20 protein-coding genes are annotated in these 20,566 nt (G+C 61.8%); 10 read left to right on the plus strand and 10 right to left on the minus strand.

From position 1 onward, the window contains the following. Positions 1 to 383: 383 nt before the first annotated feature. Together Q7L05_RS12910 and Q7L05_RS12915 are read left to right on the plus strand one after the other, a co-directional pair. On the plus strand, positions 384 to 1,421 hold the full coding sequence (locus Q7L05_RS12910; protein WP_303907269.1) for an efflux RND transporter periplasmic adaptor subunit: 1,038 nt from the start codon (positions 384 to 386) through the stop codon (positions 1,419 to 1,421). A gap of 2 nt (positions 1,422 to 1,423) precedes the next feature. After that, entirely contained in the window at positions 1,424 to 4,516 is a 3,093-nt protein-coding gene (locus Q7L05_RS12915; RefSeq protein ID WP_303907326.1) for an efflux RND transporter permease subunit, read from the plus strand. A gap of 154 nt (positions 4,517 to 4,670) precedes the next feature. On the opposite strand, the gene Q7L05_RS12920 is transcribed toward Q7L05_RS12915, so the two are convergent. Next, on the minus strand, positions 4,671 to 4,934 hold the full coding sequence (locus tag Q7L05_RS12920; protein ID WP_303907272.1) for a hypothetical protein: 264 nt from the start codon (positions 4,932 to 4,934) through the stop codon (positions 4,671 to 4,673). Between the two features lie 140 nt (positions 4,935 to 5,074). Here Q7L05_RS12920 and Q7L05_RS12925 point away from each other — a divergent pair, with 140 nt between their 5' ends. The 3 genes from Q7L05_RS12925 to Q7L05_RS12935 all read left to right on the plus strand — a co-directional run bounded on the left by Q7L05_RS12925 (position 5,075) and on the right by Q7L05_RS12935 (position 7,228). Next, entirely contained in the window at positions 5,075 to 5,530 is a 456-nt protein-coding gene (locus tag Q7L05_RS12925; protein ID WP_303907275.1) for an NUDIX domain-containing protein, read from the plus strand. 70 nt (positions 5,531 to 5,600) lie between these two features. Then, positions 5,601 to 5,819 carry a hypothetical protein gene (locus Q7L05_RS12930; RefSeq protein WP_303907278.1) on the plus strand — a complete coding sequence of 73 codons (219 nt, stop codon included), beginning with the start codon at positions 5,601 to 5,603 and terminating at the stop codon, positions 5,817 to 5,819. A gap of 299 nt (positions 5,820 to 6,118) precedes the next feature. Continuing rightward, complete coding sequence (locus tag Q7L05_RS12935; RefSeq protein ID WP_303907281.1) at positions 6,119 to 7,228, plus strand: transporter; 1,110 nt, start codon at positions 6,119 to 6,121, stop codon at positions 7,226 to 7,228. A gap of 72 nt (positions 7,229 to 7,300) precedes the next feature. On the opposite strand, the gene Q7L05_RS12940 is transcribed toward Q7L05_RS12935, so the two are convergent. From Q7L05_RS12940 to Q7L05_RS12955, 4 genes are all read right to left on the minus strand, one after another. Continuing rightward, positions 7,301 to 7,843, minus strand: coding sequence for a THUMP domain-containing protein (locus Q7L05_RS12940; RefSeq protein WP_303907284.1), 543 nt, complete (start codon positions 7,841 to 7,843; stop codon positions 7,301 to 7,303). A gap of 39 nt (positions 7,844 to 7,882) precedes the next feature. Then, entirely contained in the window at positions 7,883 to 10,198 is a 2,316-nt protein-coding gene (gene lon / locus Q7L05_RS12945; RefSeq protein WP_411293340.1) for an endopeptidase La, read from the minus strand. 11 nt (positions 10,199 to 10,209) lie between these two features. Further along, the gene (locus Q7L05_RS12950; protein ID WP_303907291.1) at positions 10,210 to 10,587 is read right to left on the minus strand and encodes an Hsp20/alpha crystallin family protein; all 378 of its coding nucleotides are present in this window, start codon (positions 10,585 to 10,587) and stop codon (positions 10,210 to 10,212) included. 319 nt (positions 10,588 to 10,906) lie between these two features. Next, the gene (locus Q7L05_RS12955; RefSeq protein WP_303907293.1) at positions 10,907 to 11,470 is read right to left on the minus strand and encodes a hypothetical protein; all 564 of its coding nucleotides are present in this window, start codon (positions 11,468 to 11,470) and stop codon (positions 10,907 to 10,909) included. Between the two features lie 30 nt (positions 11,471 to 11,500). Between Q7L05_RS12955 and Q7L05_RS12960 the strand changes: the two genes are divergently transcribed. From Q7L05_RS12960 to Q7L05_RS12970, 3 genes are all read left to right on the plus strand, one after another. Continuing rightward, positions 11,501 to 12,286 carry an ADP-ribosylglycohydrolase family protein gene (locus tag Q7L05_RS12960; protein WP_303907296.1) on the plus strand — a complete coding sequence of 262 codons (786 nt, stop codon included), beginning with the start codon at positions 11,501 to 11,503 and terminating at the stop codon, positions 12,284 to 12,286. Between the two features lie 43 nt (positions 12,287 to 12,329). Next, positions 12,330 to 13,025 (plus strand): rhomboid family intramembrane serine protease, encoded by a 696-nt coding sequence (locus Q7L05_RS12965; protein ID WP_303907299.1) that lies wholly within the window; start codon positions 12,330 to 12,332, stop codon positions 13,023 to 13,025. A 93-nt stretch (positions 13,026 to 13,118) separates the two neighbouring features. Then, positions 13,119 to 13,310 carry a DUF6316 family protein gene (locus Q7L05_RS12970; RefSeq protein ID WP_303907303.1) on the plus strand — a complete coding sequence of 64 codons (192 nt, stop codon included), beginning with the start codon at positions 13,119 to 13,121 and terminating at the stop codon, positions 13,308 to 13,310. Positions 13,311 to 13,396: 86 nt separating this feature from the next. Here the strand turns inward: Q7L05_RS12970 and Q7L05_RS12975 are convergent, their stop codons facing one another. After that, positions 13,397 to 14,515: a carboxylate-amine ligase gene (locus Q7L05_RS12975; protein ID WP_303907306.1), complete on the minus strand. Its 1,119-nt coding sequence runs from the start codon at positions 14,513 to 14,515 to the stop codon at positions 13,397 to 13,399. Beyond that, on the minus strand, positions 14,515 to 15,690 hold the full coding sequence (locus Q7L05_RS12980) for a M20 metallopeptidase family protein (RefSeq protein WP_303907309.1): 1,176 nt from the start codon (positions 15,688 to 15,690) through the stop codon (positions 14,515 to 14,517). Before Q7L05_RS12980 ends, Q7L05_RS12975 begins: the two co-directional genes overlap by 1 nt. Before the next feature lie 121 nt (positions 15,691 to 15,811). On the opposite strand from Q7L05_RS12980, the gene Q7L05_RS12985 reads away from it, so the two are divergent. Both Q7L05_RS12985 and Q7L05_RS12990 read left to right on the plus strand, forming a co-directional pair. Next, on the plus strand, positions 15,812 to 16,855 hold the full coding sequence (locus tag Q7L05_RS12985; RefSeq protein ID WP_303907312.1) for a sodium:calcium antiporter: 1,044 nt from the start codon (positions 15,812 to 15,814) through the stop codon (positions 16,853 to 16,855). Between the two features lie 45 nt (positions 16,856 to 16,900). Next, positions 16,901 to 17,320 carry a hypothetical protein gene (locus Q7L05_RS12990; RefSeq protein WP_303907315.1) on the plus strand — a complete coding sequence of 140 codons (420 nt, stop codon included), beginning with the start codon at positions 16,901 to 16,903 and terminating at the stop codon, positions 17,318 to 17,320. A 44-nt stretch (positions 17,321 to 17,364) separates the two neighbouring features. On the opposite strand, the gene Q7L05_RS12995 is transcribed toward Q7L05_RS12990, so the two are convergent. From Q7L05_RS12995 to Q7L05_RS13005, 3 genes are all read right to left on the minus strand, one after another. Continuing rightward, a complete protein-coding gene (locus Q7L05_RS12995; RefSeq protein ID WP_303907318.1) occupies positions 17,365 to 18,024 on the minus strand; it encodes a thiopurine S-methyltransferase in 660 nt (219 codons plus the stop codon). A gap of 65 nt (positions 18,025 to 18,089) precedes the next feature. Beyond that, on the minus strand, positions 18,090 to 19,190 hold the full coding sequence (locus Q7L05_RS13000) for an efflux RND transporter periplasmic adaptor subunit (RefSeq protein ID WP_303907321.1): 1,101 nt from the start codon (positions 19,188 to 19,190) through the stop codon (positions 18,090 to 18,092). Between the two features lie 189 nt (positions 19,191 to 19,379). Continuing rightward, the coding region (locus Q7L05_RS13005) for an ABC transporter permease (protein ID WP_303907324.1) at positions 19,380 to 20,566 on the minus strand (1,187 nt) is incomplete at its 5' end.

The raw sequence follows: 20,566 nt of genomic DNA on the forward strand, positions 1-20,566 counted from the left end.
GCAATGACGGCTAAATGTTCGTCATTGATTCGGCCCAGCGCAGCTGGGGGCACGGTTCGCAATGACGACTAAGAGTCGTCATTGATTCGGGCCTTCGCAGCAGGGGTACGGCTCGCAATGAGGGCTAAAAGTTCGTCACTGATTCGGGCCTGGGCAGTTGGGGGTACGGTTCGCACAGCGGCGGGGAAGTTCTTCAAGAGGACGCCTACATCCGATACTGTTGCGGCGGGCCGTGTCCACAACGATCAACTGCCCGTTCCCAAGCCGTTGCTCGTTTACTACACTGCCTGCTTAGCCACAGATGGGCCTCCCACCTTTCGATGAATAGCTCCGATTACCGATACGCAGCTGCTCCCTGGCGGGCAGGCTGGCGTAGCTGGGCCATGTTCGCGCTCCTGACGCTTGGCTTCGGGCTGATTGGTTGTAGCGAATCGACCGGTTCGTCCGAACAGCAGCATGAATCGGGTGAACAGGCCGCTTCACCGCAGCGGGTCGAGACTGCCCCGGTACAGCGCTCCTTTGCGCCATGGGAGGCGGTACGGGTCGGGACGCTGCATGCCAGGCGTCAGGTGCGCATCAGCAATCAGGAGGAGGGGCGTCTCACGCAGCTGCCCCTGTACGAGGGCGACCGGGTCAAGGCGGGTGAGTTGCTCTTTGCGCTCGACGATAACCTGCTAAGGGCCGAGCTGAGAAAGGCGCAAGCGCAGCACCGCCAGGCCAAACTGGACCTGAGGCGGGTACGCGAACTGCAGGACAAGCGGCTGGGCACTGAGGATGAACTGGCCCGGGCCGGCACCGCGCTTCATATCGCCCAGGCCGAGGAGGAGCTACTGACCACGCGGCTGGGATACACCCGTGTCGTAGCCCCGTTTGACGGGGTGGTCGCGGCCCGCAGGGCCGAGCCGGGTGACTCCCTGCTTCGCTACTCCCATGTGCTGACACTGATTGATCCGAGTTCACTGGTTACCCGGGTGACGGTTTCCGAACTGCTGTTGCCGGACCTTGCCGCGGGACAGGCGGCGGAGGTCACCATCGATGCCCTGGGTTCGGAGTCGCTACCGGCGCGCATTCTTCGTGTGCACCCCATCATCGACGCCGCGTCACGCCGAGGCATCGTCGAGGTGACCCTGGAAAACCCGCCGGCCGGGGCCCGCCAGGGACAGCTCTGCCGGGTTACGCTACGCGGACGGAGTACGCCCCGGCTCATCGTTCCCTACGCCGCCCTGCGGCGGGATGCGGCCGGGGAGTTCGTTTTTGCCATCACCGGAGGCACGGTATCGCGTGTGCCCGTGGTCAGCGGCAGGAGCGTGGACGACCGCATTGTCGTAACCGGTCCACTGGAAGCCGAGCAGCCGGTGGTCATCAAGGGATTCCTCGGGCTCAAGAACGGCGCCACCGTCGAGTCCGGGGACGCCCCGTGAAAATGGCTCGGGGCAAAGGTGGCGGCCTGGCCGCATGGTCGATCCGTCACCCGGTCGGGGTGAGCATGATCGCTCTGGCGGTAGCCGTGCTCGGGCTCTTCGCCCTGGGGCGGCTTTCGGTGGATCTGTTGCCCCACATTATCTACCCGGAAGTCCGCGTCCGCATCCTCGACGCCGGGGTGCCGGCCAAGGTGATGGAGGACCGGGTTACCCGCCAGCTGGAGGAGCAGTTGGCCGTCACCGAGGATGCCATTGCCATCCAGTCACGCAGCAGCGAAGGGGCCAGCAATGTCGACCTGTCCTTCGAATATGGCAAGGACATCGACCTGGCCTTGCGTGATGCCAGTACCCGCCTCGATCGCGCCAAGCGCTTTCTGCCCGACACCATCGATACCCCCATTATCTACAAGCGTGATCCCTCCCAGATCCCCGTTCTGGAATTGGTCGTCGCCAGTGGCTCGCGCGACCCGATCGCTTTGCGCGACTGGGTGGATTACGACTTCTCCAAACGGTTTCTGAACCTGTCCGGGGTCGCCTCCGTGGAGGTGGGCGGCGGCCTGACCCGGGAGATCCAGGTGCTACCGGATCAGGGGCGCCTGGCCGCCATGGGAATCACCGTCTCCGACTTGGGAGACGCGCTGCGAGAGGGTAACCGGGAGATGCCGGCGGGGCGCCTGACCATGGAACGACGCGAGCTGGCCGGCCGTACGGCGGCCCGCTTTGCCGATGTGGAGGCGCTCGCGGCATTGCCGCTGCGGCTCCCCGGGGGTGACACGGTGCGGGTGGATGAAGTTGCCCGGGTCATGGATACCCATGCCGACGAACGTCTGCGCATCCGTCTCGATGGCGTGCCGGGGATCAAGGTCTCCATTCAGAAGCAGCCCCGGGCCAATACCGTTAAGGTGGTGGATGCGGTCAACCAGCGCCTGGTGGAACTCACCGAGCAGCGCTTGATTCCGCCCGACGTCAGCATCCGCCCGGTTTCCGATCAGGCGCAGCATGTCCGTAACGCCCTGGACAACTCCACACGGGCGGCGATCTCCGGCACGCTGCTGGCGATGGCGGTGGTCTACCTGTTCCTGGGCAACCTGCGCCGTACCCTCATCGTCGGCAGTGCCATCCCCCTGGCGGTGATGGTGACCTTCGTGTTGATGGGTGTGGGCGGGCTCACCTTCAACATCATGACACTCGGTGGGCTCGCGCTCGGTATCGGAATGCTGGTCGACAACACCATTGTCATGCTGGAGAACATCCAGCGTCACCAGCGGGCCGGCGAGTCCGACCTGGAGGCGGGTACCAGCGCGGCAGAGGAGATCAACAGTGCGGTGGTCGCCGCCACCAGTACCAATCTTGCCGCGGTATTGCCTTTCCTGTTCGTCGGCGGGCTGGTGGGCCTGCTGTTTCGCGAACTCATCATTACCATCTCGGCCGCCATCATCGCTTCTCTGGTGGTGGCGCTCACCCTGGTTCCGGCGTGGGCCGTAAAGGTGCGCACTACCGCCACCGGCGGCGTGCGCCAGCGGATCGACACCGGGGTGGACAGGATGCGGATGGTTTATGCCAAAGGGGTTTCGCGGCTGGTCGCCTCGCGCATGGCGCAGGGGCTGTTGGTGATTGGGCTGGTGGCGGCGCTCGGTACGTCATTGCCGCTGTTTACCGGCAGCAAGCAGACCTTTCTTCCGGATATCGACAACGGCCAGATCCGAGTGTCGGTGAGGGCGGACCCCGGCGTCTCCCTGGAGGAGATGGATCGGAGTGTGCGGCGCATTGAAACCGTTCTGCAGCAGCAGTCCGAGACCGAATCAGTGTTCAGCACCGTGGGCGGGTTCGTGTTCGGTCGCACTGAGCGGGAGGTCACCAATCTCACCATGCTCTCGGTACAGCTGGTGCCCCGTGTCAACCGGGCGGTCAGCAGTGGCAAGTGGATCAAGCGTGTGGAAGGCGAGCTGGAGACGCTTGAACTGGTTGGGGTCAAGGTGCACCTGCGGGCCCTCGGCATCCGCGGAGTGCGGATCAGCCGCGGTGACGATGATGTGTCGCTGCGCATTCAGGGTCCGGATCTGAGCCGCCTCGCTGAGCATGGCGAGCAACTGGTAAACCGGCTCAGGTCGGTGTCGGGGCTGACCAATCTTGAGCACTCGCTGGAGGAGACCCGGCAGGAGCTGGCCATCCGTGTCGATCGGCAACGCGCAGCGGACCTGGGGCTTACCGCGGAGGACATCGGATACGCCGCACGCCATGCATTGGCGGGCGAGGTGGTGACCGACTTCCTCGACGGCGATCGCGCCTATGACGTGCGGCTTCGCCTCCCGCGCCGCGATATGCGCACACCCGCCGACCTGGAGCAGTTGGTGCTGTTTGCAGGCGGTGACGGCTGGCCCCTGCGGCTTGGCGATGTGGCAAACCTGGAACTGATGGTCTCCCCCGCCGAGATCCGGCGGGACAATCAGCGCCGCATGGTCGAGGTGACCGGCTCGGTGGCAGGGAATGCCGTCTCGGGAGCTGTCTACAGTACCATCCAGTCGGAACTCGAGGGCTTCGAATTGCCCGACGGCTACACGTTGTACGACGGGGGAGGATTCGAGGCGCTGCAGGAGGGGCGGCAGCTCGGCAGCATGCTGTTGGCACTGGCGCTATTCCTGGTGTATGTGGTCATGGCCGTGCAGTACGAGTCGCTGCGCAACCCGCTGGTCATCCTGTTGTCGGTTCCCTTCGCCGTCATCGGAGTTGCCGCAGGTCTGACCATCACCGGTCTGCCGCTGTCGATGCCGGTGTGGCTCGGCATGATCATGCTGGCGGGTATCGTGGTGAATAACGCAATCGTGCTGGTCGAATATGTGGAACTGGCGCGCAGCCGGGGTGCCGGGGTGCGCGATGCCGTAGTCGAAGCCGCCCGCCTGCGGCTGCGGCCCATCCTCATGACCACCCTCACCACTGTGGCGGGGATGCTGCCGCTGGCCCTGGGCTGGGGCGAAGGAGCCGAATTGCTCCAGCCTCTTGCCATCACCCTCATCGGTGGGTTATCCGTCTCGCTGTTGGTCACCCTCGCGCTGATCCCGGTCCTCTACCAGACCTTGCATCCCGAGCCGGCCTGAGCCGGAACGATCACGCATCACCACCGGGAACGCAGTAGAGGAGCCCATCCCCTGGGCGAACAGCGCGGCAGCGCTCATAGCGGTTTGGAAAATCTGACGGCTGACGCTGTTCGCTCCGAGGGCTGGGGTGGTTGCCCTGTGCGTTCGATGCCAGCTATCCGAGGTGCCGCTTGAGCCAGCCGTTCATGGCTTCATAGCCGTAACCCATCCACGGCTTGTCGAGTGTGACGACGTAGGCGAGGTCATCCTTGCCGAGCAGTGGTTGCAACTGTTCGAAGATTGTATCGGGTGAAAGGTGGGTGTTGATGGCGAAGGCCGAACTGGAGAAACGCATGGCATCGTACTGTTCAAGAAGCGCCTGCACCTGCGGTTGGTTGCGGCCGGTCTCGAGATCAAAGGCGACGAGCAGTGCACTCATGGAGTCCTCCCATTCGATGAGTCTTTGCCCCAAAGGATAGTCAGGGCGAGGAGGAGTCGCCTGCCGGATATTCCTTCGCAAGGTGACGGTTTCGGGCGCAGGGTGTATATCGAGAGGTAAGCCACGAAAAAGGTATATCCATGGCACGGACCCTTTCTGCCGGCGTCGTCTTGGTTCGCCGGTTCGAATCCTCTTGGCGGTTTCTTTTGCTGCGGGTCTATCGCAACTGGGATTTCCCCAAAGGGAGGGTGGAAGACAATGAAACCCCGATGCAAGCCGCGCGCCGTGAAGTGGCGGAAGAGACCGGCATCGAGGATCTGCGATTTCCCTGGGGCGAGGAGTATCGGGAGACGGCCCCATATCGACGCAACAAGGTGGCCCGCTATTACCTGGGCGAAACGCGGCAGGAGCGGATTGAGTTGCCTGTCAATCCCGAACTTGGTCGTCCTGAACATCACGAGGGGCGTTGGTGCACTTCTTCTGAAGCGGCCGACCTGCTGCCGGAACGACTCCAGCCGGTCCTGTCTTGGGCCGTAGCCAACTTGAAAGACGATGAAGCGGAAAACCGGACTCGCTCCCGCTCTCCTTCCCGATGATCGGCTCGCTGACAGGCTGCTAAGCTCACATTACAAGCGAATCCATCCACGGAAAAGCAGGAGGCCGATAATGGCTACGGAGCAAGAAACCGGAATGCGTGACGAGCACTACGACATCGTCAGTACCCTTTACCACGCCCTTCAGGGCGCCGACATCTGCAAGCAGTACATCGCCGATGCGGAGAAAGATGGCGACAAGGACGCGGCCGACTTCTTCCATGAGGTACAGGATCAGAATCGTCGGATGGCCGAGAAAGCGAAGCAGCTGTTGGTAAAACGCGTTCATTGAATAACCAGGAGCCCGACGGTGCGACCGTCGGGCTCTTTTTTTCGTGCGCCAGGCATGGCGCGTAGCACCGTGACTGGGCGATGTTCCTGCCACTGTGGTGGTGGCGGATGGCTTGCCGGTACCAGTCCGCTACCGGCCGGGCAAGGGGAGCGATAAGCCGATTGTCGAGTGGGCGTCCACCTGGACCCGGATTGGATTTGTAAACTCCTTATCGATTGGGCAGAATTCCAGTGCCTAACAGGAAAAGAGGCTAGTGCGGCGGGAGGCCTCCTTTTACCTTCACTGGAATTTCAGTGCTTATGTCGAAACCGTCCTGTCGCCATCCCGCCCTGTGGCTGGTTGCCTCATCGCTCGCCCTGGCCAATGAAACGCTGGCCGATACAGCGAAACTCCTTCCCCCGGGTGCCAGCCATCTCCGCTATCAGTACACCTCCGCGGAAGCTGACGAGTATTTTAATGCCAGCGGCGATCGCCGCTCCCTTGGAGCGATTTACCAGGAAAAACTGCAGGAGAACGGGTTGCCCACGGAAGAGCCCTCCGTCTACAGCGTGGATGCCGGCGGGCAATTCTCCCAGGTTCGCCACGACCTCTATTTCGAATACGGAATCACTGCGTCCCTCAATTTCGGTCTCTGGACCCATTATCTCGACCGGCGGCTGGAGTACTCTGCCAGTCTCGAACGGGAGGCGGGCTGGAGCGCTCTTTCGTCGCCCATGCAGGTGGGGCTCGAGGGGGCGGTGGCGGTTGCCGACAGTGCAGGCGATGGCTCGGCTTCCGCCTTGGGAGATACGGTTATTGGCCTTAAGTATCGGCTGATTGGCGAAGACAACGATGCTCCGTTTCGTTTGGCCTCTACGCTGGGTGTGCGGCTGCCGACCGGACACGTCGCTGATCCCCTGAAACCCGGCGATATCTCCCTGGGCGACGGTCAGACCGACGCCGGCATCTGGTTTGCCTGGGATTGGGAACCTGATGATCGCTGGCTATTCAACCTCCATACGCGCCATGAGTACCAGTTCAAAGGGGAGGAGGACGAGGCGGATCCCGCCAGCCCAGGCACGCTGTCCAAAGAGTTTCAGCCGGGCTTTTACCACTACGCGGAACTGCTTGCGCACCGTCGCATTCCGCGCCCCGACTTCAACGGCTTTGTGGCACTGAAGGTCATCTACGAGACCGAGGCGGTGAGGCGGGAGCAGCAGTACGATACGGCGGCCGAGCGATATCGGGGCGATTTGAAGGCCGTGGAAGGTACCGACAGCATGCTGCTTCGCCTCGAACCGGAGATCGGATTCAATCTCTATCCGAGCGGGATTCCGGTATCGGCCCGCCTTTACTACGGTCTGCCCCTGCGCGGGAAAAACAGCTTGGCTGCCGAATATCTTGGATTGCGCTTCGACGTGTTCTGGTAGGAGGGTCCTGAATGGACAGGCAATGTAGTATCCCCCGTGCCGATCCGACGTCGGGCTTCCCGAACTGAGCAGTCAGTGAAGTTTCAGAAAGGGATAGCGTTTGCGTTGCTCCCGTGACCAGACGGCAAGGCCCGCCTCCTGAGCGAGAGTTTCGATCTCGATGACGAAGTCGGGATCCTGAAAGTCCATGGCCGCGGGGGTTCCCTTTTCCCGAAGCGTATCAAGAATGAATCCATCGAGAAACTGCTCCTCGGCCTGGCTGGAGAGCCGGCCCTTGAATCCGCGCCTGTGTATTCGGACGAAAAAGGTTTTCCCCGCCAATTTATCCAACAAAGGCCGGACGTGTTCCCTGGCCTTGCGCTCGAACTCTTCCGGCGACTGAAAAAAGAAGATATCACGGGCCGGGGCGATATGCCCTAGCCAGCGGACCGCCTCCGGATTGTTCTCCTGCTCCAATTTCAGCTCCTCGAGCATGGCGTCGGGATCGTCGGCTTCAACGGCCAGCACACTGTAAAAGGAGGTTTTATGTACCGTACCGAAGCGGCGCAATTTCGTGATCGCCTCCCGGTAACGGCCTTCGGAGATACTGACCAGTACATTCCAGGGTTCCCGCACGCTCTGTCCCTCAGGTCGCCTTCAGTGGGTGGACGGCAGCTACGCCGCTCTCAGTCGCTCCGAGAGTTCCGGAATGGCGGCCGCCAGTACATCCTCGATACGTTCGGCAAAGACAAACTCCATTTCGTTGCGGACACTGTCGGGCAGTTTTGCCAGGTCGTCTTCATTCTTTGCCGGCAGGATGACCCGCTTGAGCCCAGCGCGCCGGGCAGCGAGCATCTTCTCCTTGACGCCCCCTACCGGTAGTACCAGCCCGGTCAGGGTGATTTCGCCGGTCATGGCGGTGTCGTTGCGTGTCGCATAGCCGGAATAGAGGGAGGCGAGGGCAGCGGCCATGGTGACCCCGGCCGAGGGACCATCCTTGGGGATCGCCCCCGCCGGCACATGGATATGCACGCCCGCCTTGGGTGTGCCCACACCAAAGTCTTCGCCGTGCGAGATGATGTAATTGCGCGCCGCCCGCGCCGACTCCTGCATCACCCCGCCGAGCTGGCCGGTAAGGGTCAGTCCCTCGCTCTCCGGCAGCTGAATGGCCTCGATATAAAGGACATCCCCGCCGCTTTCGGTCCAGGCTAGACCGGTCGCCACGCCGGCCGGCAATTGTTGGCGTGCCTGCTCGATAAAGAATCGCGGTGGACCCAGCCAGTCCGTAAGCGTGTCAGGGTCAATGGCTCCGGGCTCCTTGCCCTCGGCAATGTGCAGCGCCACCTTGCGTGCCACGCGGCCCAGGACCCGGGTCAGATTGCGGACTCCCGCCTCTCGGGTATAGCGGTTGATAAGTGCGGCGATGGTCTCATCGGACAGCCGGAACTGATCTTCCGTGAGTCCCGCCTGTCGGCGCATTCTCTCCACCAGATAGCGGCGGGCGATCTCCAGTTTTTCCTGATCAGAGTATCCCGACAGGCGGATCAGCTCCATCCGATCCAGCAGTGGCCCCGGTATGGTATCCAGAGTATTGGCGGTGGTGATGAAAAACACCTTGGACAGATCAAAGGGGAGATCCAGGTAATTGTCCCGGAACTCGAAATTCTGGGCCGGGTCCAGGATCTCCAGCAGAGCCGATGCGGGATCGCCGCGGAAGTCGCGCCCGACCTTGTCCACCTCATCGAGCATCAGCAGCGGGTTGTTGACCCCCGCACGGCGGATCGCCTGCATAATGCGTCCCGGCATCGCGCCGATGTAAGTCCGGCGGTGGCCGCGCAGTTCCGCCTCATCGTGCAGGCCGCCAATGGAGAAACGCTCAAACTGCCGACCCAGGGCGCGGGCAATGGATTGTCCCAGCGAGGTCTTGCCGACGCCAGGTGGGCCCACAAAGCAGAGGATGGGCGCCTGGGCCGCGGGGTTGAGTTTGAGCACGGCCAGATGTTCGAGGATACGCTCTTTGATATCTTCGAGATCGTAGTGGTCTTCATCGAGGATTTGCCGCGCTCGGCCCAGATCGAGCATATCCTCGGTGGTTTTTTGCCACGGCAGATCGAGGATCAGTTCCAGGTAGGAGCGGGCCACCTGGTATTCGGGTGAGCTGGGTGGGATACGCTCCAGGCGCGCCAGATCCCGTTCCGCTTCCTTGCGAACCTGGGCCGGCAGTTCTGCTTCCTCGAACTGTCGGCGCAGTTGCTGGGCTTCGGCCGCCTGTGGATCGGTTTCGCCAAGCTCCTCCTGAATAGCGCGCAACTGCTGGCGAAGCATGTATTCACGCTGCTCACGCCCCACCTCGGTAGCGGCCTGTCCGGCGATCTCCTGACGTAATTCGGCGACCTGCAACTCGTGGCGCAGGTAACCGAGAAGCAATCGCATGGCTTCCATATTGGATGCAGCCGAAAGCAGTCGCTGCGCCTTGGCCTTGTCCAGCTCGAGAAGGGAAGCCAACAGGTAGACCAGGTGCATCGGTTCGCCGATCTGGTCTGCCAATTGACGTATGTCATACTCCTGCATCATCTGGGTCGCGCTTTGAAACCGAGCTGCCAGGCTGACCAGCTCCCGCTGCAGTGCGTCGGCTTCGGTCCCCTGTTCGATGGCGATGGGGGCCGGTTCCGTTCGGGCCTTGAGAAAACCCTGGTCCTCCTCCACATCAACGAGACGAATGCGCTCGATCCCCTGTAGGACGACTTCTATGGTGTCTTCGGAACGCGCCATCTGGCGAACAGTGGCGCGCGTTCCATATTCGAAAAGGTCGTCCCCCTTGGGCTCCTGGGTCTTGGCATTCCGCTGGACGAACACTGCGATGCTTTTTTCCTTGCTGGCCAGTGCGACCTCCAACGCCTTGACCGAGGCCGGTCGGCCTGCGGAAAACGGCGCCAGGACAAATGGAAACAGCGGGGTCTGGCGCAGCGGGAAAACCGGCAAATTCTCCAGGGTATGGTCGTTCATGACGTGTTCCCCTCCTCGATGATGTGCACCAGAAACATCCCTTGACGGTATTCGGTTTCCAGCCGGGCACCCTCTGCCTCAATCGGAAGCTCCACCGCCCGTTCAAAACGGCTGTAGGTGATCTCGAGCGCATGGGGCTCGGCATCTCCACCGCACTCGCGATCGAGCCGGCTGCCGCTCAGCCGCAACCAGTGGCCCCTGAGGATCAGCTGCACGGCTTCCTCCTCTACACCGGCCAGCTCGAACTTTACCAGCCAGCCGTAACCGGTTCGATAAATGTCCGTGTGCGGCCGCCAGCGCAGGGGTTGAACGCGACGCTCCGCCGAAATACGAAGGCGGCGGGTCAGCCAGAATTGTTCCTTTTGTCGCGCCATCGCGGCATCCCTCCCCGGGGGGCTGGCGTGGGTCTTATCCCTGAGCTTAGATCGGAGGTGACGGGTTGGCATAGCGGGCGAAGCTTCCATTCATGAACCGCTACTGTTTAGGGGCACTTCTTATCATCCGACGCGATTTCGGGCGCAACCCTTCGGGCTCGGGCCGTGCTTGGCTTTGTGGCCGAGATGGTCCCGGCAGACGAGGAGGGGTCGGGGGCAGACGAGGTGGGTGGGAGTCGCCCGCCCGACAATCGGCTACATTAAGTAATTCTCATGCTGCTGCCCCGACAGATCCTGGTGCATCGCCTGAAGGGCGGGATCACCCCTCGGCCGCGGGCAATTCAAGATTGAAAATGCCTTTCAGCGCCTGACGCATTTCGTTGATGGTCAGATGCCTGGGCAGTCTTGCGTCTTCCCAATGCTGACAGGTGAGACGGTGAACGTCCGGCTGTCGCGGAGAATCCAGGAACATTTCCGTGGACATGCTGAAGGTGCTCGGGCCGCCGCTGTCACTACCGACGCCTCCCACGCCGATACCGGCCAGCCGCAGCGGTTCGTCAAGGCGAACGGCCCAATCCATCCGCCTCACACGTTCGATGACAAAGGTGTCCGGCTGAACGGTTCGGGAGCGGTCGACCTTGCTGTACATTTCGAATTTACAGAAAGGGTAGTAGCGATTGGCATTCCGGTAGTTGATGATTTCACCGTTTTGAATCCAGACACTGACTTCATTGGCGGAGATCTCGATGGGTTTCAGCAGTTCGAGACGCGAGCCCTCTGGTGGGGCATAGAAGGGTTGATCCGGTGAGGGTTCGGGAAACAGCTGTGCACAAGCCGTCGTGATTGCGACCAGCAGAGAAACAGAGAGGAAGCGCAGGACCATGGATCACCTCCAGAAACATGGGGTAATGATATGATAGGTGCGATTGCCGGTGACGTCATCGGCTCCGTTTTCGAAGGGTCTCCTATTAAATCCAGCGACTTTCCGCTGTTCTCCTCAGGGTCACGTTTTACCGATGACAGCGTGTTGTCGGTGGCGACCGCGGAAGTACTGATGCACGAGGGAGATTACGCCGAGGCCTATCGGCGCTGGTTCCGGAAATACCCCGACGCCGGCTATGGCCGGGGTTTTCGACAATGGGCCGCCACCCCCGGTGCACCGGCCTACGATAGCTTTGGCAACGGTTCGGCGATGCGAGTGGCACCCGTAGGCTGGGCCTGTTCCGAACTGGAGAGCGTCTATCGGGAGGCGCGGCGCAGTGCCGCAGTCAGCCACAATCATCCGGAAGGTATCAAGGGTGCCCAGGCGATTGCGGTGGCGGTTTTCCTGGCTCGGCAGGGAGAAAACAAGTCCGTCATTCACCACCATCTTGAAAAGGTCTTCGGTTATGATTTGAAACGATCGCTGGCGGATATCCGGCCCGACTACCGGTTCGACGCCACCTGTCTCGGCTCGGTCCCCGAAGCGATGATCGCGTTTTTGGAAGCGGACGACTTCGAGTCGGCGGTGCGCGGTGCGATCTCCCTGGGCGGTGATGCCGATACACAGGCCTGCATGGCCGGGGCCGTCGCCGAGGCGTATTACGGTGGTGTTCCCGCCGATATTCGCGTTGCCGCGCTGACGCGACTCGATACCGAGTTGCTGGATGTCGTTGAGGGGTTGGCTGCCCGATTCCGGGTCCCGGTGGTTCGGGGGTGAGCTTCCACACTACACTGCAAGAAAGCAACCGGCGGCCTATTCCATGATCCCGCTCCGTGATGACAATCCGACCCGCCGCCCGGCGGTGGTTACCGTTTCCATCATCGTCGCCTGCGTAGTCGTCTTTGTCTGGCATTTCTCTCTGTCCGAGCATGGGCGACAGGCACTCGTTTACAGTCTGGGATTCATTCCTGCAACGCTGTTTGGTGATCGTCAACTGCCGCCGGAACTGCACCTTATTCCTGCCGAGATGACCCTGTTTACCTCCCTGTTCCTCCACGGCGGACTGCTGCATCTGGTCGGGAATATGCTTTACCTGTGGATTTTCGGCAACAATGTCGAAGACGCCATGGGTCATGGACGCTTCATTCTCTTCTATCTCCTTTGCGGCCTGGCGGCATCGCTGGCCCAGGGTCTGATCAATCCCGGTATGGCGCTGCCGATGATCGGGGCCAGCGGTGCAGTCGCCGGCGTCCTCGGTGCTTATCTTTTGCTGCACCCGTCCGCCAGGGTGCTCGTGGTGATCCCGATCTTCATCTTTCCCTATTTCGTTTATCTGCCTGCGGTTGCGGTGCTGGGGATCTGGTTCCTGCTCCAGTTCATCAACTCGCTGGGCGCCAGCCCCGATGAACCGGGGGTGGCGTGGTTCGCCCATCTGGGGGGATTTATTGCCGGCATGCTGCTGATCCCCCTTTTCAAGGAGCGAAACGTTCCGCTGTTCTGGCAAAAATGGCGATGACTGACAGGGCGGTCAAAGCCGGGCTGTGGAGATCGAGGGGCGACAAGCTATGGATTTGAGGTTAGGATTCACTTTTAACATGGAGTGTCGTCTATGAACGAGAACCGTGAAGGCGAATCGGGACCGGCGCCGTTTCGCTCCGGCCGCATGTTCAGCATCGGCACCGATTGGTATTTTGCGACCCGGGAGGGTGACAGGGGGCCGTTTCGAACCCGCGAGGAAGCCACCGCGGAGCTGGCGCTCTATATGCGAAACAAGGCAACCGAAGACAAACGCATGGGTTAGTGTCCGTTCACTCTTACAGATTGCCCGCGTCGACTGCCGGACTGGGCTTTTCGGCCCTTTATGAAGAAGGTCATGCGGCTCCACTTTCAGTGGCGGGTCAGCTCCTCGCTCAGTTCCCGAACGGCGTCCGCCACCACCTCTCTCAGTGAGCCGGTACGGGCGAAAACCTCCCGCTGGCGCAGGTAGCTTGCGCCGCCTTTCACCATTTCAGCGATGCTTCCCTCCAGCCAAGCGGTTTCGCCGAGCGCGCGAGCAGTCGGTTCGATGGTCTTCAGCATGTCTGTGGCGATGTCCGTCAGGAGGCGGGTATCGCCCCGTTCATTGACGATGAGATGGGCGTCGAGACCCTGGTGGGCGGCGCGGTAGGCATTCTCCACCTCGGCCCAGTAGGGCAGTTCCTGCAGGCACGCCCGCCTCCGTCCCTTGCGCTGCAGGTAGCGGGAGAGGCTGTGGACCAGGGCAGCAATGGCGACCGTGGCGTGCACTGTGCGCTGGCCGTCCATGATGCGCACCTCCACAGTGCCGAACTCGGGTTTGGGCCGGATATCCCAATGCATGTCCTTGAAGGTTCGGTAGACGTTCGCACGCCGTGCCGCGCTCCAGATGGACTCGAATTCCGGCCAACTGTGTAGCGGTGGCGGTGTGCCGTAGCTGTGGGCGGCCAGCAGGACACGAGGCCGGTAGGCGGCAAAGCCCGAGTCCACACCCATGTAAAAGGGCGATGCGGCCGAGAGCCCCAGCAGCACAGGCAGATACGGCCTGAGCCGACGCATCAGCCAGACCGCTTCATCCCCGGAAGGCACACCGATGTGCACGTGGGTGGCGCAGACCATCTGAATCGCCCCCGCATAACCGGTTTCCGCTTCCACATCGTAGTAGCGCGGCTCCGGGGTAACCTTGCCCAGACGGGTACGGAACGGATGCGTGCCCCCGCCGCATATTTCCAGCCCAAGTTCATGGCATTTGCCACGAATAAAGCCTACCCGCTCTCTCAGGTGGGACTCCAGGGCGTGGCAGTCCTCCATCGTCCGGGAGACCACCTCCACTGTGCTCTGGACGTATTCCGGCTCGATATGCGCATGACCTTCAGACATCCGCCCAAGCAGGGGGAGAATGGCATCGGTCATGTCCAGACTGTTACCATCCAGGAGCTGAAGTTCATATTCGATGCCGATGGTATCTGCGGTCGAGCCGTTGAAGCGCATCAGGCTTTGCCTCTCAAGTCACGCATGGTTTCCCGCGCGACCTCCTCGAACCAGAGGGCACCGTATTTGAGTACCTCTTCATCAATACTGAATTCCGGGCTGTGCAGGGCCTTGGGGGGATCCCCTTTTTTCAGGGCACCGAGGCGTACGTAGGCCCCCGGAAGCTGCTCCAGGTAGTAGGAGAAATCCTCTGCACCCAGCGTCGGGTGCTCATCTTCGAAGGTCGCCTGTTCACCGACGATTGCCAGTGCAGCACGGCGCGCGATGGAGGTCTCGCGGGGCGTGTTCACCAGAGGCGGATAGCCCTCTTCCAGCTCGAGATCGATACGGGCGCCGTGCAGTTCCGCCATGGCCCCCGCCATGCGTCGAAGCCCCTCCAGGACATGGCCCCGAACCTCCCGGTCGGTGGTGCGAACGGTGCCTTCCATGATGCCGTCCTCGGCAATCACGTTGGCGGCACTACCGGCCGCCGCACGGCCCACCGTGACCACGGTGGGGTGGATGGGGTTGGCGCTGCGCGAGACGAGAGTCTGAAGTGCGGTGATCAGCATGCCGAGGATCACCACCGCATCGGTGGCCTCGTGGGGTCGGGCGCCGTGGCCGCCGCTACCGGTGATGCGTACCCGGAAAACGTCCGACTGCGCGGTGACGATACCGTCCTTGACCATGATCTCGCCCGTGGCATGATGGTGGGTGACATGGCCGCCAAAGATGGCCTGCACACCAGTCAACGCTCCGGAATCCAGGATCACCCGGGCGCCGCCACCCTGCTCTTCGGCGGGCTGAAACACGAACCGCACTTCGCCGGGGGGCGGGTCGGCCTTCAGTAAAGCCGCCGCTCCCAGCAGCATGGCCATATGGGCATCATGACCGCACGCGTGCATGCATCCCGGGTTTTCGGAGGCGAAGGGGAGCTCGGTCTTCTCATCCGTGGGCAGTGCATCCATCTCCGCGCGCAGGGCGACTACCGGCCCCTCTTCGTCGCCCAGGATTCGCCCGACCACACCACCGCCTGGGCCGGTGTACTCACAGGGCACCCCCAAACGCTGGAGTTCCGCCATGACGATGCGTGCAGTCTCGATCTCTTCGAAGGCGAGTTCGGGGTGGCGATGCAAACTGCGCCGGAGCTCAACCATGTGCGGGAAAATGGCTTCTACGGCCTGCCAGCGGTCCATATTACCCTCCCTGGTTCCGGACGGAATCAAGCCTTAGGGAAACCATAGCCTGCCAACCTTCACCCGTATCCAACCCCTGAGGATTGCGGCTGACCCTACCCTTGTCTTCTACGTTAGAGCTATGGATGCGCTCTCACTCGCCCGGATGCCGTTAACGGTCATCATCGCCCTCTTCGTCGTCGCGACGATCGTGATTACCATCGCCGGGATCCGCCTGACCCGAATTGCCGATGCTCTGGCGGACCTTACCGGACTCGGGGAGGCGATCTTCGGCGCCGTGTTGCTGGGCGGGAGCACATCGCTGTCCGGTATCGTAACCTCGGTGGTGGCGGCCTATAACGGGTATCCGGCGCTGGCCATCAGCAATGCCGTCGGAGGTATCGCCGCGCAGACCACATTTTTGGCGATCGCCGACTTTACCTATCGACGCGCCAACCTGGAACATGCCGCTGCCTCTATCGAAAACCTGGTCCAGGGAGCACTACTGATTACACTGCTTTCGATCCCTGTTCTTGCCGTAGCGGGTCCACCAGTGGACTTTCTCGGCATCCATCCCCTGTCGCTGGTGCTGGTGGCGGCCTATTTGGCCGGGACTCGGCTCATTGCCAAAGCCCGTGCGGCGCCCCTCTGGCGGCCGATGCATACGCATGAAACACGGGAAGATGAGCCCACCACGCGATCCGAGGAGCACGTCTCGATGCCGCTGCTGTGGCTAGCATTTTTCTTGCTCGCCGCGATACTGGCGGCGGCGGGATACGTGGTGGCTTATAGCGGCATGGCCATCGCCGATCGCACCGGCCTTTCGGAGGGGATCGTCGGCGGCCTGTTCACCGCCGTGGCGACCTCGTTGCCGGAATTGGTCACCGCACTGGCCGCGGTTCGCCAGGGGGCACTGACGATGGCGGTCGGCGTAGTCATCGGCGGCAACAGCTTCGACGTCCTGTTTACCGCCTTTGCCGACTTTTCCTACCGGGAAGGCTCCATCTATCACGCCATTACCGGTGACCAGCTGTTCACCATCGCCCTGACCCTGTTACTCACCGGCATACTGCTACTCGGTCTCCTTCGCAGGGAGCAGACAGGCTTCGCCAATATCGGTTTCGAAAGCGTACTGATGCTATTGGTTTACGTGGCAGGAATGTTGATATTGGGCATTGTGGGCTGAGACCGCCGCTATACTTTTGGGCAGAACAGGCCCGGGAGATGAACCATGGAAATGACCGCCGAAAGAGTGGACGACAAGGTGATGGACGTGGTGACTACCGCCATCGAGGAATTGGGCGGTCCCGGGGAAGTCGTCCGGCACCACGACCAGGGCATTCTGCCCGCCCTGGTGGAGTCGGCCTATGCCCTGATTCTCCGGGAAGAGCTTGGGCAGTCCAATAAAGCCATCGCCAGGTTTCTCGGCGTCAGTATTGGTGCGGTCGAGAGCATACTGGCTGCACCTATGGAGTCGCATGCAGCGCGCCTGCACTCTCGGGAGGATGAGTTACCGGAGTTCGATCGCCACACCGACCCCGATTGGAGCGGCCGTCCGGAAACGCCGAGACTGGAGCCGGAATACCTGGCCGGCGCGATGGCGAAGTTCGCTTACAGCGTGGTGCAACGCCGTGAATCGCGCAGCCATTGAAGCTGGCGGCACTCTCCTGTGCTGTACGGTGCCTCCCTGGTAAATCACCTTCGGGAATGAAGGCGGAACACCGTCTCCTGCAGTCGCGTCAGCCCTTTGTCACGAAACCGTGGAGCTTCGTCCAGGAGATCGAAGACGGTCAGCCGTTCGATATCGCAGTTATCGCCATAGAGGGCGTGGACTTCCTGCTCCCCGATGGAAAATGGCGGCCCGTCCATTTCCCCCTCGGGGTATTCCATCGTTACCAGCAGTGCCTCGAGCTTCCCGGGAAAGAGTACCTTGAGGTGGTCGGTGTAACGCTTGCGCATGGCGGGCGGTAACGCCACCAGCGAGGCACGGTCATAGACACCGCCGACCCCTTTCAACCGCTCGGGTGTCAGGTCAAAAAAATCACCACAAAGGATCTCCAGGTCATCGGCTCGATACCGGGTGAAAGGGTCGGACGGCACAACCTCTGCCGGGATATCGTTCTCGGCGAAAAAATTCTGGACGGCCAGCGGACTGACCTCCACCCCCAACACCTGGTACCCCTCCGAGAGCAGCCAGAGCATGTCGAGGCTCTTGCCGCACAGCGGTACCAGGACCCGGGCTCCGGGCGCCAGCTCCAGACGATCCCAGAAGGTCTGCAAATGAGTGTTGACTTCCGGCTGGTGAAAACCGGTCTCGCCGCGCACCCAGCGGTCAAGCCAAAATTCTACATCCATGAACGGCTCTCCTCGTCATCGGTAGGTCAACGTCTCGGCGGTTGGCGGCTGTGACACTGTTTTTTCTATTCGCGCACCGCAACCCGGGTGCCGTCTTCGATGTCACTATCGGGATGGGTGAGGACCCGTTCGCCGGCAGAGAGCCCATCGAGGACCTGCACCGCCAGTTCACCCCGGCGGCCAATCTGCACTCGCCTCAACTGCGCACGCCCTTCGGACATGACGAAGGCGGCCCACCCTTCGTTATGGCGAAAGACCGCGCTGGCGGGCGCCTGCAGCACATCGTCGTCCTGCCAAAGGATGAAGCGGGCCTCGACACGATAGCCGTCGCCCAGCCGGCGCCACTCGCTAGCGGGTGAGGTAATGTCGGCGATCACCCATACCCGCTGCTCCTCGACGCCCAGGGCGGAGACTTCGGTAAAGGCAGCAGGTTCTATGGTACGAACCCGTCCCTCCAGATCGATGCCGCCGCCCCAGCGCTCGAACAATACCGGCATGCCCGCAGCCAACCTCACGGCGTCGGAGGAGAGTACGTCCACCGCCGCCTCCAGCCGTTCGGGATCGCCGATGGTCAGAATGGGTTCACCCGGGGCGACCGCACCGGCGCTTTTGTGGGCGACTTCAAGCACACGACCGTTTGCCGGGGCAATCAGTGGCACTTGATCGGTGGCGTCGCTATCGGGGCGGCTGGCCGCTGCCAGGGCGGCAGAGAGACGGGCACGCGCCTGTGCAGCTATGCTTTCGGCCTCGTTGAGCTGACTTTCGGAGACATTCCCGCTTTGAAACAGTGTCCGGATGCGCGCCAATTCCGAGCGGGCGAATTCGTGGGCAGAGCGGGCTTCGGCCACCCGGGCCTGCGCCTGCTGCAGATTGCGCGGGTCGAGCAGGCCGGGCGGCTGCGGCTGCAGCTGCAGCAGCACCTCGCCTGCGCGGACGGCGTCGCCCTCCTCGAGCATCAGGCGCGGCGCGTATCCGGTCACCGGCGCGCCGATGACGAAACGATCCTTCACCCGGGTGCGCCCCTCATACGCCAGCGTCACCTGGAGCGGTGCCCGAATCACCTCCGCCGCCGAAACCGCCACCGGTTTGGGACGGAAGGCAAAGAGCAGCAGGCCGATAATCGCCGCAGCCAGTAGCAGTAGCCCGAGTTTTTTTCGAAAGGACAAGCTCTTGTTTTCCTAATCCGGATTATTCACTGCTAAGACGCAAAGAACGCAAAGTTTTGTGCTGTTTCCGATGGTTCTCGGCCATATGTGAGAATAAGCCATAAATCCTTTGCGCTCTTGGCGTCTTTGCGGTTAATTAAAAGTAAAGGCAAGGAGCCTTGTCGGCCTGAAGGCAATGTACTGCCGGTCCTATTCCCTGGTCTTCAATACCGCCACCAGGTCAAGCTGGTAGAGGCGGCGGCGCATGATCTCTCCGGAGATCAGTGCCGCAATCAGCACCACGGTCGCGGAGAAGCCGTAAGTAGTTGCCTCCAGTACCAGCGGTATTCGGTAGAGTTCCGATGTGAGGTTCTCGGCGATCAGCCAGGCGAAACCATATCCAATTACAAACCCCAGCGGTATGGCAGCGAGCGTCAGCAGCGCCAGTTCACCTATCAGAATGTAACTGATTTCGCCCCGCGTAAAGCCGAGCACGCGCAAGCTTGCCAGTTCGCGCGCATGCTCCGACAGGGTAATGCGGGCGCTGTTGTAGACCACCCCGAAGGCAATGCTGCCGGCCAGCAGTACATTGATAAAGGCGAACACCAGGATGGTCTCCCCCATGGTCTCCTCAAAGGCCTTGATGGAAGTGTCGCGCTGGGACACACCGAGAACACGCGGGCGTCGCTGCAGATCATCGAAGACGCCCTGCAGGTGGGCCGGGTCGACGGCGAGAAAGGCACCCGAAATCACATGTCCCTCGTCCATCAGCCGGTTAAGGGCACCAATCTCCATATAGCCCGAGAGACCGATGAACTCGTTAACCAGCCCGACCACCGGCACGGAACGTACCGGCTGCGCTCCCTCCAACACCTCGACAGTGATCGAATCCCCCGCCTTCACCCCGAGCTGCTCCCCCAGGTGTCGCGTGAGAAGCAGGCCCTCGGGGGGCAATTCGATGGGTTGCAGGTCGGCATCGAGCGTCCGGTAAAGCTCACCGCCGTTCTCGTAACCCTGTATTGCGGTGCGCCAGGTTCGGTGGCCGGCACGCAGGCGCACGCTCACCGAACGGAACGGCTCCGCCCGCAGCACTCCCGGCAGGGTCGCCAGTTCGAACAGGGATCGCCGGCCCGCCGGATCGGTAAAGGTAATCATCAGATCCTGCCGCTGCGAGAGGCCGAACTGCACATCGATCATGTAGTCGATGGCATCCTCCTGAAACGCGCCCACCATCAGGATGGCCCCGGCCATGGCGATACCCAGCACCGAGAGCAGGGATTTCAGGGGGCGGCGCTCCAGATGCCGGATGATCATCCGGCTCGGCTGATCAAAAAAACGCTGGGCACCGATTCGTTCGATCATGGTGGGTCGATAGTTGGCCGGCTGCTCCGGCCGCA

The sequence above is a fragment of the Thiohalomonas denitrificans genome (assembly GCF_016841685.1).
Taxonomy (GTDB): Bacteria; Pseudomonadota; Gammaproteobacteria; order Thiohalomonadales; family Thiohalomonadaceae; genus Thiohalomonas; species Thiohalomonas denitrificans_A.

Bases quoted from the DNA above. Each gene is read 5' to 3' on its own strand.
- Q7L05_RS12910 (WP_303907269.1), top strand. From the start codon at position 384: ATGTTCGCGCTCCTGACGCTTGGCTTCGGGCTGATTGGTTGTAGCGAA.
- Q7L05_RS12960 (WP_303907296.1), top strand. From the start codon at position 11,501: ATGATAGGTGCGATTGCCGGTGACGTCATCGGCTCCGTTTTCGAAGGG.
- Q7L05_RS12995 (WP_303907318.1), bottom strand. From the start codon at position 18,024: ATGGATGTAGAATTTTGGCTTGACCGCTGGGTGCGCGGCGAGACCGGT.
- Q7L05_RS12915 (WP_303907326.1), top strand. From the start codon at position 1,424: ATGGCTCGGGGCAAAGGTGGCGGCCTGGCCGCATGGTCGATCCGTCAC.
- Q7L05_RS12990 (WP_303907315.1), top strand. From the start codon at position 16,901: ATGGAAATGACCGCCGAAAGAGTGGACGACAAGGTGATGGACGTGGTG.
- Q7L05_RS12985 (WP_303907312.1), top strand. From the start codon at position 15,812: ATGGATGCGCTCTCACTCGCCCGGATGCCGTTAACGGTCATCATCGCC.
- Q7L05_RS12955 (WP_303907293.1), bottom strand. From the start codon at position 11,470: ATGGTCCTGCGCTTCCTCTCTGTTTCTCTGCTGGTCGCAATCACGACG.
- Q7L05_RS12930 (WP_303907278.1), top strand. From the start codon at position 5,601: ATGGCTACGGAGCAAGAAACCGGAATGCGTGACGAGCACTACGACATC.
- Q7L05_RS12970 (WP_303907303.1), top strand. From the start codon at position 13,119: ATGAACGAGAACCGTGAAGGCGAATCGGGACCGGCGCCGTTTCGCTCC.
- Q7L05_RS12975 (WP_303907306.1), bottom strand. From the start codon at position 14,515: ATGCGCTTCAACGGCTCGACCGCAGATACCATCGGCATCGAATATGAA.
- Q7L05_RS12920 (WP_303907272.1), bottom strand. From the start codon at position 4,934: ATGAGTGCACTGCTCGTCGCCTTTGATCTCGAGACCGGCCGCAACCAA.
- Q7L05_RS12950 (WP_303907291.1), bottom strand. From the start codon at position 10,587: ATGGCGCGACAAAAGGAACAATTCTGGCTGACCCGCCGCCTTCGTATT.
- Q7L05_RS12980 (WP_303907309.1), bottom strand. From the start codon at position 15,690: ATGGACCGCTGGCAGGCCGTAGAAGCCATTTTCCCGCACATGGTTGAG.
- Q7L05_RS12935 (WP_303907281.1), top strand. From the start codon at position 6,119: ATGTCGAAACCGTCCTGTCGCCATCCCGCCCTGTGGCTGGTTGCCTCA.
- Q7L05_RS12925 (WP_303907275.1), top strand. From the start codon at position 5,075: ATGGCACGGACCCTTTCTGCCGGCGTCGTCTTGGTTCGCCGGTTCGAA.
- Q7L05_RS12965 (WP_303907299.1), top strand. From the start codon at position 12,330: ATGATCCCGCTCCGTGATGACAATCCGACCCGCCGCCCGGCGGTGGTT.